Here is a 15,361-nt window from a genome sequence, read left to right as displayed (position 1 = left end):
AGGAATCGACCTCTCGCGCCCAGAAATCGACCTCTCGGCGTCAGAAATTGACGCGTCGCGGTCGAGAGCGGAGTTGGACGGATAGGACCGGGGCTAGCGGCATCCGCGCGAGCAGCAGGGCCTGGTAGGCGTGGTAGACGTCGGGCTTGCCGTGCCAGATCACGTGCGAGGGACGGTTGTGCTCGTCCAGCTCGTGGTGCCAGCTGCCGAGCTCGCGGTCGATCAGGTGGGTCTCGATGTACGCCTCGAACCGCAGGCGCCACTCGTCGTAGCCGGCCTCGCCGGTGCGCGTGTGCAGGGCGCCGGCGGCGGCGAGCGCCTCCGCGGCGACCCAGTGCAGCCGTAGCCGGGTGACCGGCGTGCCGTCCCACGAGGTCGTGTAGACGAAGCCAGGGCCGTCGCCGGAGTCGACCCAGCCGACCTCGACCGCGCGCGCGAAGAGCGCCCGCGCATCTTCGACCAGCCACGACGGCCCGTCCGGCAGGCTCGCGTCCAGGTGCAGGAGCAGCCGGGACCACTCCAACAGATGCCCGGGCGTGCAGCCGTAGGGACGGAACGGGTCGCCGGGACGGTCGGCGTTGTAGTCCGGCAGCGGCGACCAGGAGAGGTCGAAGTGCTCGGGCAGGTCGTAGCCGTGGGAGCGAGCGACCCCGTGGATCAGGTGCTCGGCGATCGCGAGCGCCCGCTGGTGCCAGGTCGCGTCGCGGGTGACGTCACCCGCGGCCAGGAACGCCTCCACGGTGTGCATGCTGGAGTTGGCGCCCCGGTAGGCCTCCCCCGAACGAAGGTCGCGCTCGAGGCTGTCGACCACCCGGCCGGAGTCGTCGAGGAAGTGCTGCTGCATGACTCCGAGCGCCTCGTCGAGCAGCGCGTCCGCACCGGGCACACCGGCCGCGACGCCGCTGCTCGCGGCCAGGATCACGAAGGCGTGGGCGTAGGCCTCCTTCAGGGTGCCGACCGGCTCGCCCTCGGCCGAGACCGAGGCGTACCAGCCACCGAGCTCGTCGTCGCGCAGCGCACCCGACAGCGCCCGGATCCCGTGCGCGGCGAGGTCGGCGGCGTCGTCGACGTCCCCACGCAGGTGGGCAAGGGCGAAGACGTGGGTCATCCGGGCGGTGATCCAGGTGTGCACCGGCTCAGCCGGGTCCGGGCGACCCGACTCGTCCAGCCACCAGAAGCCGGCCGGCGAGGCCGCCGACGGCCGGGCGAACCCGGCCAGCCGGCGGCACTCGGCGTCCGTATCGATCATCCCTTGACCGAGCCTGCCATCAGCCCGCCCACGAAGTAGCGGCCGAGCAGGATGTAGATGATCAGGGTCGGGACGGACGCGATCAGCGCGCCCGCCATGCTGGCGGAGTAGTCCTGGAGCTGACCGCTCGCCAGGAAGTTGAGCGCGATGGTGACCGGCCCGTTCTGCGAGGTGGAGAAGAAGAGCGCGAACAGGTAGTCGTTCCACGCCGAGGTGAACTGCCACATCAGCACCACCACGAACGCCGGCGCGGAGATCGGCAGGATGATCGAGCCGTACGTCCGGAGCATGCCGGCGCCGTCGACCCGAGCGGCCTCGACGAGCTCGACCGGAACCCCCGCGTAGTAGTTGCGGAAGATCAGCGTGGTGATCGGCAGACCGTAGACCACGTGCAGCACGATCAGGCTCGGGACGCCCGAGGGGACGCCGAGGTTGCTCATCAGCTGGACCAGCGGAACCATCACGGCCTGGTAGGGGATGAACATCCCGAACAGGATCAGCGTGAACACCACGTCGGCACCTGGGAAGCGCCACTTCGAGAGCACGAACCCGTTCATCGAGCCGAGCACGGAGGAGATGATCGAGGCCGGGATGACCATGGCGAAGGTACGTCCCAGGGCCGGCCCGAGCTGCTCCCAGGCGCGCGCCCAGCCGGCCGTCTCCCAGGACTCGGGGAGCTTCCAGGCGTTGGCGGGGGTCGCGTCGCCGAGCCCCTTGAAGCTGGTGACGAGCAGCACGTACGCCGGGAGCAGGACGATCAGCGCGAAGGTGATCAGCAGGACGTACTTGACGGCGCGCCAGATCCCGCGCGAACGCTCGCCCGGGATCTTGGTCGCGACGGCTGCCGGGATGGCATCAGTAGTCATCGGCGGCGCTCCTGACGGTAGGTCGAGACGAGGTAGGGGACGATCAGGATGGCCACGATGACCAGCAGGATCGTGCCGATGGCGGCCGACTTCGCGTAGTCGCCGCGGGTGAACTCGATCCACATCTGGGTGGCCGGCACCTGGGTCGTGTAGTTGGTCTGGCCTGCGATGGCCATGATCAGGTCGAAGACCTTCAGCGACATGTGACCGATGATGATGATCGCCGAGAGGGCGACCGGGCTCAGCTGCGGGAAGATGACGTGGCGGTAGAGCTGCCACTCCGAGGCGCCGTCCATCCGGGCCGCCTCGCGCAGCTCCTCGGGAATACCGCGGAAGCCGGCCAGGAAGAGCGCCATCACGTAGCCGCTGAGCTGCCAGATCGCAGGAACCGCGATCGCGAGGATGCCCCACCGCTCGTGGGTCCACCACGGGTTCTGGAGGAAGTCGAGGTGGAGGGTGTCGAAGAGCCGGTTCAGGCCGGAGGCACGGTCACCCTCGGCGTTGTTGAGCAGCCAGCGCCAGACCACACCGGAGGCGACGAACGAGACCGCCATCGGGAACAGGTAGATGGCCCGGAACAGCGACTCGCCGCGAGCCTTGCGCTCGAGCAGCCACGCCCACAGGAACCCCAGGCACAGGGTGCCGACGAGGAACGCCGCGGTGTAGAGCAGCAGGTTGCGCAGCGAGTAGATGAAGTCGTCGTCGGCGAACAGCTCGCGGTAGTTGTCCAGACCGGCGAACCCCTGGGACGGCCCGATGTTGTGGCGGTCCTGCAGGGACGTGTTGATGTTGGACCCGATCAGGCCGTAGACGAAGACACCGATGACGATGACCGTCGGCAGGATCAGGAGTACGGGTGCGACCCACCCGTGGCCGCCGATGCGGCCCTTGGGCCGGCGTGGCCGCTTGACGGCGCTGGGCACCGTGGAGGACATGTGTCCGTCCTTTCACAAAGGGCGGCCGAGGGGCCACGGCAGATGGTGCGGCCGCAGCCCCTCGGACCAGATGATCTCGTCAGGCTCGGGAGAGCCCCGGTCACTCGGGCTTGTTGTCCTCGGCGGCCTCGACGAGGCCCTCCTGGAGCTCGGCGACATCCTTGTTGCTGCCGAACTTCGCGACGGCGGCGGTGACGTCGGTCAGCCAGTTGACCGAGGTCGCGGCGCCGTGGGCGAGCGAGGACACGATCTCGTCCTCACCCCACGACTTGATCGCGGTCTGCTGGTACTCACCGAAGTCCGCGGTGTCGGCCGTGGTGCTGGCCGGGATCGAGCCCTTCGCCTTGTTGAAGGCCACCTGGCCCTCGTCGCTGGCGATGGTGTCGAGCCAGGCCTCGGTGCCCTCGGGGTTCGGGCCGTCCACCGGCATGGTGAACGAGTCGGCCAGGAAGTCGAAGACGCCCTCGGTGCCCGGGACCGGGACCGCGGTGTAGTCGGTGCCGAGCGTCTTCTTCTGCTCCTGGAACGCGGCCTCGGCCCAGTCACCCATGACGTTGAACGCGGCCTCGCCGTCGATGACCAGCTGGGTCGCGTCCGGCCAGTCGAGACCCTGGCGGTCGGTGTTGGTCAGCGAGAGGAGCGTGTTGTAGTCCGCCAGCGCGGCCTCGACCTCGCTGCCGCCCCAGTCGGTCGTGCCGTCCCACAGACCGTTGTACGCCTCGACGCCCAGATCGGCGAGGAGCACGGTCTCGAGCAGGTGGACCTGGGTCCAGTCGGTCGCGATCGAGAGCGGGATGATGCCCTTGGCCTTGATCTTCTTCAGGTCGGCGATCCACGCGTCGAGCGAGTCGTACGTCTTGTTGGCCTCGATGCCGGCCTTCTCCAGGACGGCCGGGTTGGCCCAGAGCACGTTGGCGCGGTGGATGTTCGAGGGGACGGAGTAGATGCCGCCGTCCTGGGTCAGGCGCTCGAGCAGGCCCTCCGGGAACTGCTCGTTCCAGCCCTTCTCCTCGTAGAGGTCGGTGAGGTCCTCGATCTGACCGGCATTGATGTAGTCGGTCAGCTCGGCACCCGCGTGCGCCTGGAACGTGGCCGGCGGCTCACCGTTCTGCAGGCGGGACTGGAGCACGTTCTTGGCGTCGCTGCCGGCGCCACCGGCGACGGCGCCGTTGACGAACTTCTGGTCGGGGTTCTGCTCGTCGAACACCTTGACCAAGGCGTCGAGCCCGGCCTTCTCACTGCCCTCGGCCCACCAGGTGAAGACCTCCACCTCATCAGTGCTGCCGCTCTCGTTGTCGCTGCCGCAGGCGGAGACCGCCAGCAGGCTCAGGGCGGCCAGGCCGGCGGCCAGGGCCTTACGCGTTGCGTTCATCTTTGATCCTCCGGTTGCGCGACCGTCACGTCGGTGTGTGATCTGGGTTACTCGCGGTCGCGTGCCGGGAAAACGTACGCCTCTCCGTTCTGTCCAGTCAACGCATAACGCAGGACGTTTTCAACCTGAGATCTGTCGCAAATCGACAGAATCACCTACAGTCACGTCCATGACCACTCCGGAATCGCGGCTGCGCGTCGCCAACCGTTCCCAGGTTCTGGACCTGCTGGGACGGTCGGCGCCGGTCAGCCGCGCCGAGCTCGCCCAGCGCACCGGACTCTCCCGCAGCACCGTGTCGAGCATCGTCCAGGAGCTGCTCGCCTCCGAGCAGATCGTCGAGACCACCGGCGCCGCGCTGGCCCGGGGCGGCGGTCGACCACCGTCGCTCCTCACCATCAGCGGCTCCCCCGGCACGCTCATCGGTGTCGACATCGGCCATCGCCACGTCCGGGTCGCGGTCGCCGACCTCACCGCGAAGCCGCTGATCGACCACGAGATCCGGCTCGACGTCGACAACTCCGCGGTCGAGACCATCGACCGTGCCGCGGCCCTCGTGCGCGAGTGCCTGGCCGAGGTGGGCATCGACCCGAGGAAGGACCGTGTCCTCGGCGTCGGCATGGGGATCCCCGGCCCCGTCGACCCGCACAGCGGCATCGTCGTCTCCCCCATCCTCGGCAACTGGATGGACCTGGCCCCGGGCGAGGAGCTCGCCCGCCGCATCGGCCTGCCCGTCCAGATCGAGAACGACGCCAACCTCGGCGCGCTCGCCGAGATCGAGTACGGCGCCGCGCGCGACGTCGACGACGTCATCTACGTCAAGGCGTCCAGCGGCATCGGCGCCGGCCTGGTCCTCGCCGGCAAGCTCTACCGCGGGATCACCGGTATCGCCGGCGAGATCGGCCACGTACGTTTCGAGGACAACGGCCCGATCTGCAGGTGCGGCAACCGCGGCTGCCTGGAGAAGGCCTTCGGCGGGTCCCGGCTGGTCGAGCTGCTGCAGCCCGCCTACGACGAGACGCTCACCGTCGAGCGCCTGCTCGAGCTCGCCCAGGAGGGCGACATCCGGGTCAACCGGATCCTCGACGACGCCGGCCGCGCGGTCGGCCGGGTGCTGGCCGACCTGTGCAACCACCTCAACCCGGCGCTGATCGTGGTGGGCGACACGATGCGGCAGTCGGAGTCCTTCGTCCTCGGCATCAAGGACTCGATCGACCGCTTCACCCAGCCCGACACCGCCGCGGCGCTCGACGTCGTCCCCAGCGAGCTCGGCGACAACGCCGGCGTCATGGGGGCGCTGGTCATCGCCGGCTCGGCTGCTCCAGCGCCGTCGGGAACAATATGAGCAACCGCTCAGTTAGGCGCGATGTGACTTCACTCTTCTCGCAGCTGAGCCTGGGTTCGACAACCCTCCCCAACCGCGTCCTGATGGCGCCACTGACCCGGATGCGCGCCAGCCGGCCCGGCGACGTACCCAACCCGCTGATGGCCGACTACTACCGGCAGCGCGCCTCGGCCGGGCTGATCATCTCCGAGGGCACCCAGATCTCGCCGCAGGGCAAGGGCTACATGGACACCCCGGGCATCTACTCGGCCGAGCAGGTCGAGGGCTGGCGGCACGTCACCGACATCGTCCACGAGGCCGGCGGCCGGATCGCGGCGCAGCTGTGGCACACGGGCCGGGTCTCCCACGATTCCTTCCACGACGGCGACCTTCCGGTCAGCGCGTCGGCGCTCCCCTACCGCAACCGCACGACCGTACGCGGCGAGGACGGCACCCCGATCCGGGTCAACTGCCCCACGCCCCGCGCCCTGGAGACCTCCGAGATCGCGGATCTGATCGACGACTACCGCCGTGCCACCCGCAACGCCCGCGAGGCCGGCTTCGACCTCGTCGAGATCCACGCCGCCCACGGCTACCTGCTCCACCAGTTCTCCAGCTCGAGCAGCAACGAGCGCACCGACTCCTACGGCGGCTCGCTGGCCAACCGCGCCCGGCTCACCCTCGAGGTGCTGGACGCGGTCATCGCCGAGTGGGACGCCGAGCACGTCGCCATCCGGATCTCCCCGATCGGCTCGTTCAACGGACTCGAGGACCCCGAGGGCGCCGAGATGGGGCTCTACCTGGCGGCCGAGATCGGCAAGCGTGGCATCGCGTTCCTGCACCTGTCCGAGCCCGACTGGGCCGGCGGTCCGGAGCTGACCGACGACTACCGCAAGCAGTTGCGCGCCGCCCACACCGGCCCGATCGTGGCGGCCGGCTCCTACACCTCGGAGAAGGCCTCCCGTCTGCTCGAGGCCGACCTGATCGACGCGGCCGCGTTCGGGCGTACGTTCATCGCCAACCCGGACCTGCCCCGGCGCCTGGCGGAGAGCCTTCCGCTCAACGAGCCCGACCTGTCGACCTTCTACGGCGGCGGCGAGGCGGGCTACACCGACTACCCCGAGTGGACCGCCTGAGTTCATTCCGGGCTCACCTGAACCCGCACGGCGGAGTCCCATCCTCTGGAATGGTTCTCCGCCATGCGGGTTCTCGCGACGTGTGCCTTGTCCCTCGCGCTGCTGGGCGGCGCTTTCACTCCGTTCTCGGCGGCCCGGGCCGCTGCGCCGCCCGCCGGTGATCCGGTGGCGCTCGTCGACCCGCTGATCGGGTCGTCGAACGGCGGCAACACCTACCCCGGAGCCGTACGCCCCTTCGGGATGCTCTCCTTCAGCCCGACCTCCACGGCGGGCGACCAGACCAACACCGCCGCGTCGAACGGCTACTCCTACGACACCACGCGGCTGCGCGGCTTCTCACTGACCCATGTCAACGGCGCGGGCTGCCACCCCGGCGCTGCCGGGGACGTGCCGATCTTCCCGCACACCGGCGAGATGACCGGCTCGCCCACCGCGGACGTGACCGATGCGACGTACGCCTCGAACTTCAGCCACGCCGACGAGCTGGCCGAGCCGGGGCGCTGCCTGCTGGGCCTGGCCAACGGCGCCGAGGTCGACACCGCGGTGACCACGCGGGCATCGGTCAGCGACCTGACCTTCCCGGCCGACAAGCCGGCCAACCTGCTCTTCCGCACCTCCAACTCGCTCAACGGCAGCGAGACCGCGGTGACCCGGATCGACGAGGCGAAGCGGACCGTCAGCGGCTCGGTGCTCACCGGCGCCTTCTGCGGCCGGCGTGGCAACGGCGGCGGGAGCAACAAGCGCTCCTACTACCGGCTCTACTTCACCGCGCAGTTCGACCGCGGCTTCTCCGGCCACGGCACCTGGGTCAACGGCGAGCTCCAGGCGGGCAGCACGGAGGCGCGCGGGGGCGAGGGCTACGAGACCGGCGCGGCCCGCCAGGGCCAGGGTTCCGGCGGCTACGTCTCCTTCGACCCGAGCAACGACCAGAGCGTGCGGATGCGGATCGGGATCTCCTACACCAGCCAGTCGGCGGCCGAGGCCAACCTGGCGGCCGAGATCGGCCGGCGCGACACCGTCTCCTCCGTCGCCTCTGATGCGAGGGCGGAGTGGCGCAAGGCGCTCTCCTCGATCGAGGTCTCCGGCGGCACCGATGAGGAGCAGACCGCGTTCTACACCGGCCTCTACCACTCCTACCTGCAGCCCAACGTGATCTCCGACGTGGCCGGCACCTACTGGGGCAGCGACCAGGAGGTCCACCGGATCGAGCGCGGCCAGCAGGCGCAGTACGGCAACTTCTCCGGCTGGGACCAGTACCGGGCCCATACCCAGCTGCTCGCGCTCCTGGAACCGCGGGTGGCCGGCGACTTCGCCCGCTCTCTGCACGCCTACTCGCGCCAGCACGGCGGCGTCTGGGACCGCTGGGTCCACCTCAGCGGCTGGACCCACGTGATGACCGGCGACCCCAGCGCGCCCACGCTGGCCGGCTTCTACTCGCTCGGCGTACGCAACTTCGACGCTCGAGGCGCCTACGACTCGCTGGTCCGGCAGGCCACGGTGCCGCACCCCGACGGGCTGTCCAGCTACGGCTGCCCCGGGCAGTGCATCGGCCAGCGGCCGAACCTGGCCGAGTATCTCGCCAAGGGGTACGCGCCCCAGGACACCTGCCGCTGCTGGGGCGGCGCCGCGGAGACGCTCGAGGACGCCGTCGCCGACTACTCCCTCGCCGACTGGGGCCGCCGCCTCGACGCCGACCGGGCGCAGACCGACTCGCTGATGGAGCGGGCCGGCTGGTGGCAGCACACCTTCAACCCCGCGGCCACCGCCACGGACGGCTACCAGCAGGCCCGCAACGCCGACGGGAGCTGGGTCTCCGGCTTCACCCCGTCGACCCAGACCGGCTTCGCGCAGGGCAGCAGCGCGACGTACACCTGGATGGTTCCGCACGATGTCGCCCGGCTGGCCGAGGCCGTCGGCGGCCGGGAGCGGGCGATCCAGCGGCTGGACGCGTTCTTCCACAAGGCCGACGGCTCCTGGCAGTACACCGGCGGCGACGCGCTGCGCTACGACCCGACCAACGAGCCCGGCATCCACGTCCCGTGGATGTACAACGCGCTCGGCGCACCCTGGAAGACCCAGGAGACCGTGCGGGCGATGGCCGATCTCGCCTACGGCACCGGCCCTCGGGGTCTGCCCGGCAACGACGACCTCGGCACCATGTCGGCGTGGTACGTCTTCTCCGCGATGGGCATCTACCCGCAGGACCCCGCCCGCGCCGAGATGCTGCTCTCCAGCCCGGTCTTCGAGCGGGTGGTCATCCACCGCGGCAACGGCGTCGACATCACCATCGAGTCCCCCGGCGCCGGCGCCGAGAACATCTACGTCCAGTCGGTCACTCTCGACGGCACGCCGCACACCCGGTCATGGCTTCCCGAGCCGGTGATGAACCGCGGCGGCACCGTCCGGATCGACGTCGGCGCCGAGCCGAACCGGGACTGGGGCACAGCGGACGCGGACCTGCCGATCCACCACACCAACTGACCGTGCACTTGATGCGAGTTCATAATGCACTCATAATGAGTGCATGGCCTATCTGCAGATCCGCGACATCCCCGATGACGTACGCGACGTCCTCGCCCAGCGCGCGAAGGACCGTGGGCAGTCGCTGAACTCCTACCTTCGGGACGTCGTCCTCCGGGAGGCGTCGTTCGCCAACAACCAAGCCCTGATCGACCGCGTGATCGCCAGCAGGGGCGATTCCAAGTTCACCACCGAGGACGTGCTCGCCGCACGCGACACGGCTCGAGGCGAGCGCTCCCAGGGCGCCGCGTGATCGTCCCCGACGCTTCCGCAGTCACTCTTCTCTTCGCAGACCCCGACACCGACTCCCGGGTGAACGCGGCGACCAAGATCCTCGCCGACGACCCCGAATGGGTCGTCCCGGAGATCTGGCGCACCGAGGTGCTCAGTGTCTTTCGCGGACTCCTTCTGGGCGGCAAGCTCACCGACCTGGACGCCGAACAGGCGTTGCATTGGCTCCAGGCGATCACTGTGATCACCGCACCGACCGGCCCGTGCCTCACCCGAATGTGGGAACTGCGCAGCAACCTGTCGACCTACGACGCCAGCTACGTCGCAGTCGCCGAGTCACATGACCTCACCCTCGTCACCGCCGACGTACGCATCGCGAAAGCCGGTGTCGCGCGCTGCCCCGTGAGAACGATCAACTGACAGGCCCCAGTTTGCGGTCGCCGACTCACCACGCCGTGATGGGCCATGGGCTGCCGTTGGAGGGCACTCGTGGCAGGCTTTCGACGACTCGGTCGTGATGACAGTCAGCTGATCATCGGTCGTCCGACGACGCTGAGTTCTGGCCTCGATAAGTGGAGCGCAAGCACATGCTTCGGCGGTTCACGAGAGACGTGCCTGGATCACCGCGTGGGTCCCGTCGGTGCGCCAGCCAGGTTCGTGCGCTTCCAGGAGCGCGAGGCGATCGTCCGGGATACCGACGGCCAGGTCGGACTTCAGTGTCCGCAGCGCCACCAGCGGCGCCGGGAAATACTGGACGAGGTCGGAGAAGCTCGAGGTGGGCGCCCAGTGCCGGTCGCCGACGAGGCGTCGATAGTTGAGGTCTCCCTTGATGATCACGAGCATGGACTCCCTGATCTCATCGGCGAGGTCGCCGGGGAAGTCGTGGAAGGTCAACGGACTGCACCAGAAGGCATGTGTCCGGACCTCGATCCGTCCGACGGTGATCGCTGCCCCGAGCCGGGCCGCCATGTCGGCGGTTGCCCCGGTGTGCCTGCTGAGGTGAGCAAGGATCGTGAAGAGGTCATGGCCGGTGGCATCGGATACGAAGTAGGGCCGGGGCTTCAGGTGCATGACCACGCGCCCTGCCCGGCCCGTGCTCAGAAGGCGGTCGATGAGAAGGAGGTCAGAGACGAGTTCGCGGCCGGCGTTGTCGGCGATCAGGTCCACCCTTGCCGGCTCACGCTCACCAAGATGAGCCCAGACCTGGTTCGAGTCATCGGCGATGAGGTCATCGACCTGATCGGCATCGGCAGCATGCGGCTTGGAGAGGCGGAATCCGAGGTCGGCTCGGTTGCCCCACAACGACGCGAGCAGAGCACTGTGCAGCCCGTCATCCTCTGGAGCGGAGAGGACGCTCGCAAGCTGGTCCAGGTCACGAACGAGGTCGGCCGAGCCGAGCTCGGCGTCCTTCTGTGGTTTGAACGGGTCTACCCCAGCCCAAGGAACATCACGGAAGTAGTCGGTGGCCTGCAACAGAAGCCGATAGAAGTACGACTCCGCCCACAGGAACGGAACCTCGAGCCAGGGGCGACCCACGTACGGAGCTGCCCATGACTCCCACTCGGCTCGGTCCGCGGAGGGCTCGGTGAAGGGTGGTACGACGCCCTGGATCGCCTCATCAAGCCGGTCGAGGTTGCGTTGGACCGATGGTGGATACGGGATGCCCGACCTCACCTTCGCGATCAACTCCGGGTGTCGGCGGGTCAGCACGCCATAGGCGAAGGATCCGGGCTCCTCGGAGTCGATCTCCTCAGCGGTCGTACTCTCCTTGGCCCGCTGGGCGAGAACGTCGCGTACCTCATCAGGACTGTCGCGGATCCGATGGTCGGCCATGCACTCAGTATCTGCGAAGATGCGGGGCGTGAGCACCTCGACGCCATCACGCACCAACGCTCTTGACCGGTTCTTCCAGATCAGCGCCCGCGGCTCAACGGTCGGGCGCGAGGTCCGCGGTGGCGTGGTCACGTTCTTCACGATGGCCTACATCGTCGCGCTGAACCCGCTGATCCTCGGGTTCGCAGAGGATGTGAACGGCGACCTCCTCGGCGGCACCAGCGGCGACAACCTCGCCGCGATCGCGGCCGGGACCGCGCTGGTCGCGGGCGTGATGACGATCCTGATGGGCGTCGTCGCCAACTACCCGCTCGCCCTGGCGACCGGGCTCGGACTCAACGCCTTCGTGGCCTTCTCGATCGCCGGCCAGATGACCTGGGCCGACGCGATGGGGCTGGTGGTGATCGAGGGTCTGGTGATCCTCGTGCTGGTCCTGACCGGGTTCCGGGAGGCCGTCTTCCACGCCGTCCCGCGCGAGCTCAAGACCGCGATCTCGGTCGGGATCGGCCTGTTCATCGCGCTGATCGCCTTCGTCGACGCCGGGTTCGTACGCCGCATCCCCGACGTCGCGAACACCACCGTGCCGGTGCAGCTCGGCCCGACCGGGCAGCTCGCGGGCTGGCCGGTGCTGGTCTTCGTCATCGGCCTCGCCCTGGTGATCACCCTGTGGGTGCGCAAGGTGCGCGGCGCGATCCTGATCTCGATCGCGGTGACCACGGTGCTGGCGATCATCGTCGAGGCGATCGCCGGGATCGGCAGGAGCAGCGCCGAGAACCCGACCGGGTGGTCGCTGAACGTTCCGGCCCTGCCGGACAAGATCGTCGACTGGCCGTCGTTCGCCACGCTCGGCGAGTTCAACCTGCTCGGCTCCTTCGAGAGCGTCGGCATCGTGACCGCGGTGCTGCTGGTCTTCACGCTCATGCTCGCCGACTTCTTCGACACGATGGGCACGATGACCGCGATCGGCTCCGAGGCCGGGCTGCTGCGGAAGGACGGCACCCCGCCGCGTACGCGCTCGATCCTGGTCGTCGACTCGCTGGCCGCCGCCGCGGGTGGCGCCGGCGGTGTCTCCTCCAACACGTCCTACGTCGAGTCGGCCTCCGGTGTCGGCGAGGGCGCGCGCACCGGTCTGGCCGCGGTCGTCACCGGCGTGCTCTTCCTGCTCACCACCTTCCTGGCTCCGCTGGTCACGGTGATCCCGTCGGAGGCGGCGGTGCCTGCCCTGGTGCTGGTCGGCTTCCTGATGATGCAGCAGGTCAAGGACATCAACTGGGCCGACCCGGACATCGCCATCCCGGCGTTCCTGACGATCGCGCTGATGCCGTTCACGTACTCGATCTCGGTCGGCATCGGCGCCGGCTTCCTGGCCTACGTACTCATCCAGGTCGTCCGCGGCAACGCCAGGAAGGTGCACCCGCTGATGTGGCTGGTCGCGGCCATGTTCGCGGTCTACTTCGCGATCCACCCGATCTCGAGCTGGATCGGTTGATGGACGACGTGGCGCCGGATTCGGCCACCCGGCAGCCGCTGCGCGAGGTGGTCGCGCGCGACATCCGTCGCAAGATCATGGCCGGCGAGCTGGCTCCCGGCGACCGGCTGCGTGAGCAGGCGCTCGCCACGGAGTACGGCGTCTCCCGCGTCCCTGCGCGGGAGGCGCTGCACGTGCTGGCCCAGGAGGGGTTCGTCGACACCATCCCGCGACGCGGCGCGACGGTGGCGTTCCCCTCGGCACAGCGGACCCGGCAGCTCATGGTCATCCGGGAGAACCTCGAGGTCCTCGCGGCCGGGCTCGCGGCGCGGCGCCGCGGCGGCGACCAGGGCGAGGAGCTCACCGAGGTGCTCGAGCTCGGCACCCGGGCGACCGCCACCGGCGACTATGCCGCGCTGCCGGAGCTGATCGCCCGGTTCCACGATGCCGTCGGGATCGCCTCGGGCAACGACGAGCTCGCCAAGATGACCCGGTCGCTCCGGATGCAGGTGCGCTGGGTCTTCGAGATGCAGCTCGAGGAGCGCTCGGGCCAGTCCTGGAAGCATCACCAGGAGATCGCCGAGGCTGTCCTGGCCGGCGACCAGGAGCGGGCGGAGTCCTCGATGCGCGCCGACGTCACCCGCGACGCCGACCTGCTCGTCGACCTGCTGGTGGCTCGCGCCGAGCGCCAGCGACCCTGACCCCGGCTTGAACCCAGCTTGAACCCGGCGTAACCAGACCGGCCGTCGTCTGAAACGGGGACGAAACGGCGCGCTGTTTGTATACAAGAATGATCGAACGGTATACGGAGCCGCCCGTGCTGGTGGCCGGCAACAGCGTCACCAGGTCGTTCCCCAACGGCACCACCGCGCTCGCCGAGGCGAGCTTCGAGATCCGCGCCGGTGAGTTCGTCTCCTTCGTCGGGCCCTCGGGCTGCGGCAAGTCGACGATGCTCCGCATGGTCGCCGGCCTCGACCTGCCCACCAGCGGCAGCGTCGAGCGTGGCGACGGCGAGGTCGGCTACGTCTTCCAGGACGCGACGCTGCTGCCGTGGCGTACGGCACTGGGCAACGTGGTCCTCCCGCTGCGGCTGGCCGGGACCAAGAAAGCGGAGGCCGAGGAGCGGGCACGCGCGGCGCTCGAGGTCGTCGGGCTGGCTGCGTACGCGGACCATCGGCCCGCGCAGCTCTCGGGCGGGATGCGGATGCGGGTCTCGATCGCTCGCTCGCTGGTCCAGCTGCCGGAGCTCTTCCTCTTCGACGAGCCGTTCGGCGCACTCGACGAGATCACCCGCCAGGACCTCAACAGCCAGCTCGACACCCTGATGGCGACCGACCCGTTCACCGGGATCTTCGTGACCCACTCGGTCCCCGAGGCGGTCTTCCTCTCCGACCGGGTGCTGGTCTTCTCCTCCCAGCCGGGACGGATCGTCGCCGACCTGCGCATCGACCTGCCCCGGCCGCGTCCCGAGGGGCTGCGCTTCAGCAGCGAGTACGCCGAGCTGTGCCGCCAGGTCTCCGACGCGCTCGCCGGCGCCCACGGCAGCACCGAGGAGGCGGCATGACCACGCTGGTCGAGACCAAGCCGGAGACCCGCGCGCTGACGACGGTCCCGTTCCTCCGCTTCGACCCGGGCCACGGCAGCCGGACCGTACGCTGGGTCGCCCCCGTCCTCACCCTGGTGGTCGTCCTCGGGGTGTGGACGCTGGTCAGCACGCAGCTCCTCTCCCCCACCCGCCAGTTCCTGCTGCCCTCTCCCTGGGAGGTGCTCGAGGCGGGCTTCCTGGAGCAGGCCGGCCGCACCGAGATCTTCACCGCGCTGTGGTCGACCACGAAGGTTGCCCTGGTCGGTCTGCTGCTGGCGATGGCGATCGGCGTCTTCTTCGCGATCGTGATGAGCCAGGCCCGCTGGGCGGAGGCGTCGTTCTACCCGTACGCGGTGATCCTGCAGACCATCCCGATCCTGGCGATGGTGCCGCTGCTCGGCTTCTGGTTCGGCTACGAGTTCACCTCCCGGCTGATCGTGTGCGTGCTGCACTCGCTGTTCCCGATCATCACCAACACGATGTTCGGCATCGCCTCGGTCGACGACAACCTGCACGACCAGTTCTCGCTCTTCCGCGCCTCGCGGTGGCAGCGGCTCCTCCACCTGCAGCTGCCCGCCGCGCTCCCGGCCGCGCTCGCCGGCTTCCGGATCTCGGCCGGGATGGCCGTGGTCGGCTCGATCATCGCCGACTTCTTCTTCCGGCAGGGACAGCCCGGCATCGGCCGGCTGATCGACACCTACCGGCAGAGCCTCGACACCGATCTGATGATGGCCGCCCTGGCCGCCTCCTCGCTGGTCGGGATCGCCCTCTTCCTGCTCTTCGGCGCCATCCTGCGCGCCGTCGAGGCCCACCGTTCACCTCGCCGCTGACCCCCACACTGGAGA

The 15,361-nt window shown here is 69.2% G+C and carries 14 protein-coding genes; 9 read left to right on the top strand and 5 right to left on the bottom strand.

All coding sequences use genetic code 11. From position 1 onward, the window contains the following. Positions 1-40: 40 nt before the first annotated feature. The 4 genes from ABZY89_RS05015 to ABZY89_RS05000 form a co-directional block, all read right to left on the bottom strand. The gene (locus ABZY89_RS05015; protein WP_355225132.1) at positions 41-1,249 is read right to left on the bottom strand and encodes an AGE family epimerase/isomerase; all 1,209 of its coding nucleotides are present in this window, start codon (positions 1,247-1,249) and stop codon (positions 41-43) included. After that, positions 1,246-2,115: a carbohydrate ABC transporter permease gene (locus ABZY89_RS05010; protein ID WP_355225130.1), complete on the bottom strand. Its 870-nt coding sequence runs from the start codon at positions 2,113-2,115 to the stop codon at positions 1,246-1,248. Before ABZY89_RS05010 ends, ABZY89_RS05015 begins: the two co-directional genes overlap by 4 nt. Beyond that, the gene (locus ABZY89_RS05005) at positions 2,112-3,050 is read right to left on the bottom strand and encodes a sugar ABC transporter permease (RefSeq protein ID WP_355225128.1); all 939 of its coding nucleotides are present in this window, start codon (positions 3,048-3,050) and stop codon (positions 2,112-2,114) included. The genes ABZY89_RS05010 and ABZY89_RS05005 overlap by 4 nt, the downstream gene beginning before the upstream one ends. 100 nt (positions 3,051-3,150) lie before the next feature. Beyond that, positions 3,151-4,422 carry an ABC transporter substrate-binding protein gene (locus tag ABZY89_RS05000; RefSeq protein WP_355225126.1) on the bottom strand — a complete coding sequence of 424 codons (1,272 nt, stop codon included), beginning with the start codon at positions 4,420-4,422 and terminating at the stop codon, positions 3,151-3,153. 169 nt (positions 4,423-4,591) lie between these two features. Between ABZY89_RS05000 and ABZY89_RS04995 the strand changes: the two genes are divergently transcribed. The 5 genes from ABZY89_RS04995 (at position 4,592) to ABZY89_RS04975 (ending at position 10,050) form a co-directional block, all read left to right on the top strand. Then, positions 4,592-5,764, top strand: coding sequence for an ROK family transcriptional regulator (locus tag ABZY89_RS04995; protein ID WP_355225125.1), 1,173 nt, complete (start codon positions 4,592-4,594; stop codon positions 5,762-5,764). 23 nt (positions 5,765-5,787) lie between these two features. Beyond that, positions 5,788-6,879, top strand: coding sequence for an N-ethylmaleimide reductase (nemA, locus tag ABZY89_RS04990; protein WP_355225123.1), 1,092 nt, complete (start codon positions 5,788-5,790; stop codon positions 6,877-6,879). A gap of 63 nt (positions 6,880-6,942) precedes the next feature. After that, on the top strand, positions 6,943-9,360 hold the full coding sequence (locus ABZY89_RS04985) for a GH92 family glycosyl hydrolase (protein ID WP_355225121.1): 2,418 nt from the start codon (positions 6,943-6,945) through the stop codon (positions 9,358-9,360). 43 nt (positions 9,361-9,403) lie between these two features. Further along, a complete protein-coding gene (locus tag ABZY89_RS04980) occupies positions 9,404-9,652 on the top strand; it encodes a hypothetical protein (protein WP_331907837.1) in 249 nt (82 codons plus the stop codon). Further along, positions 9,649-10,050: a type II toxin-antitoxin system VapC family toxin gene (locus ABZY89_RS04975; RefSeq protein WP_355225119.1), complete on the top strand. Its 402-nt coding sequence runs from the start codon at positions 9,649-9,651 to the stop codon at positions 10,048-10,050. The genes ABZY89_RS04980 and ABZY89_RS04975 overlap by 4 nt, the downstream gene beginning before the upstream one ends. Before the next feature lie 180 nt (positions 10,051-10,230). Here the strand turns inward: ABZY89_RS04975 and ABZY89_RS04970 are convergent, their stop codons facing one another. Beyond that, positions 10,231-11,463, bottom strand: coding sequence for a damage-control phosphatase ARMT1 family protein (locus ABZY89_RS04970; protein ID WP_355225117.1), 1,233 nt, complete (start codon positions 11,461-11,463; stop codon positions 10,231-10,233). Positions 11,464-11,482: 19 nt separating this feature from the next. Between ABZY89_RS04970 and ABZY89_RS04965 the strand changes: the two genes are divergently transcribed. The 4 genes from ABZY89_RS04965 (at position 11,483) to ABZY89_RS04950 (ending at position 15,346) form a co-directional block, all read left to right on the top strand. Next, the gene (locus tag ABZY89_RS04965; RefSeq protein WP_355225374.1) at positions 11,483-12,952 is read left to right on the top strand and encodes an NCS2 family permease; all 1,470 of its coding nucleotides are present in this window, start codon (positions 11,483-11,485) and stop codon (positions 12,950-12,952) included. Then, positions 12,952-13,632 carry a GntR family transcriptional regulator gene (locus tag ABZY89_RS04960; RefSeq protein ID WP_355225115.1) on the top strand — a complete coding sequence of 227 codons (681 nt, stop codon included), beginning with the start codon at positions 12,952-12,954 and terminating at the stop codon, positions 13,630-13,632. Before ABZY89_RS04965 ends, ABZY89_RS04960 begins: the two co-directional genes overlap by 1 nt. An 89-nt stretch (positions 13,633-13,721) precedes the next feature. Continuing rightward, positions 13,722-14,495, top strand: coding sequence for an ABC transporter ATP-binding protein (locus ABZY89_RS04955; RefSeq protein ID WP_355225113.1), 774 nt, complete (start codon positions 13,722-13,724; stop codon positions 14,493-14,495). Further along, the gene (locus tag ABZY89_RS04950) at positions 14,492-15,346 is read left to right on the top strand and encodes an ABC transporter permease (protein WP_355225111.1); all 855 of its coding nucleotides are present in this window, start codon (positions 14,492-14,494) and stop codon (positions 15,344-15,346) included. Before ABZY89_RS04955 ends, ABZY89_RS04950 begins: the two co-directional genes overlap by 4 nt. The last annotated feature ends 15 nt before the right edge of the window (positions 15,347-15,361 follow it).

The sequence above is a fragment of the Nocardioides sp. NPDC006303 genome (assembly GCF_040613175.1).
In the GTDB taxonomy this organism is placed as follows: Bacteria; Actinomycetota; Actinomycetes; order Propionibacteriales; family Nocardioidaceae; genus Nocardioides.
Note: the sequence above shows the minus strand (reverse complement) of the source record. Positions and strands in the feature narration are given on the sequence as shown.